Below are 1,211 nucleotides of genomic sequence, written 5' to 3' on the forward strand. Positions count from 1 at the left end.
CGCTGCTTGAGGGCCTTGTTATAAGAGGGCCAGTTGGTGATTTTAAAATTTTGTTTTGCCATGGAGACCTGATTTTGAAACAACTGTGGTGATCTGCTCCGATGATTACCCAAAAGTTCTATTTATTCAACAAAGCCACCTCAACGGTGAAACACAGTGCGCACTGCCTGCCAGCCGGAATATGCGTAGCACGAGCTACGCATATTCCGAGCGCCAATTCGGAATTTATCCACCTGCATTCGGCTACGGTGACAACTCTTCTAGCACTTGACCTTTGGTTTCAATGGAATAACGCATTGTCACTACCGCCCCTATCAGGGCAATCAGCGCAAAAGCGATAAACATGTAGCGAATACCAAAGTTGCCGACAATAAACCCAACTAGGATCGGTCCCACAGCAGAACCGGCGCGCAGCCAAGCACTGCACAAACCGGTACCAATCGCACACAACCGCGTTGGGTAACGCTCTGAAGAATGGAGGTAAAGTGAGAAAGTGATGGTTTGCAATATGGCATAAGCCGCAGTGGCACATACCACAATTTGCAACGGATTGGTTGCCCCCAGTACCGTCAGGGTAACCAGTGGCACAATCGCCAGCAGGAAAGCAGTGGCATACCAAGCCTTGCGCCCCACCTTATCAATCGACAATGCACAAACGATCGAGGCTAACACTCCAAACGCCGATGTCGTCCAACCGTAAGCCAGTGCCGTTTGAATCGGTAATCCGAATACACTTTTGTACAGCGTAGGCAGCTAGGTCACCAGACCGTTGTTAATCGTATAACCACACACCCACAGCGCCCAAATGGTGAAGGTCCGCTTGCGGTAGATGCCGGTAAACAGCTCACGCCACACTTCACTGGTAACGGTTTTTTTCTCTATAGTACGAATAACCGGTTCAGGTAACGTTCCCCCGCGACGTAGCACCTCGTTTTCCAGTTTACTCACCACGTTATCAGCTTCTGCTAAACGGCCTTTCGAGGCTAGCAAACGCGGCGATTCTGGCATTAGCCAACGCAGGGGAACCGTGATTATCGACGGAATAAGGCCGACGATGAACATGGCTTTCCAGCGGCTTTGTTGAATAAATAGAACTTTTGGGTAATCATCGGAGCAGATCACCACAGTTGTTTCAAAATCAGGTCTCCATGGCAAAACAAAATTTTAAAATCACCAACTGGCCCTCTTATAACAAGGCCCTCAAGCAGCGC

The 1,211-nt window shown here is 49.3% G+C and carries 1 protein-coding gene and 1 pseudogene; one reads left to right on the plus strand and one right to left on the minus strand.

The annotated features are described in order from the left end of the window. Positions 1-85: 85 nt before the first annotated feature. Positions 86-271 (plus strand): hypothetical protein, encoded by a 186-nt coding sequence (locus QZ506_RS14815; protein ID WP_291972060.1) that lies wholly within the window; start codon positions 86-88, stop codon positions 269-271. On the opposite strand, the pseudogene QZ506_RS14820 reads toward QZ506_RS14815, so the two are convergent. Further along, positions 244-1,062, minus strand: a pseudogene (locus QZ506_RS14820) (MFS transporter). The gene QZ506_RS14815 and the pseudogene QZ506_RS14820 sit on opposite strands and share 28 nt — an antisense overlap. Positions 1,063-1,211: the final 149 nt, after the last annotated feature.

It is taken from the genome of Candidatus Symbiopectobacterium sp., from assembly GCF_020054415.1.
Taxonomy (GTDB): domain Bacteria; phylum Pseudomonadota; class Gammaproteobacteria; order Enterobacterales; family Enterobacteriaceae; genus Symbiopectobacterium.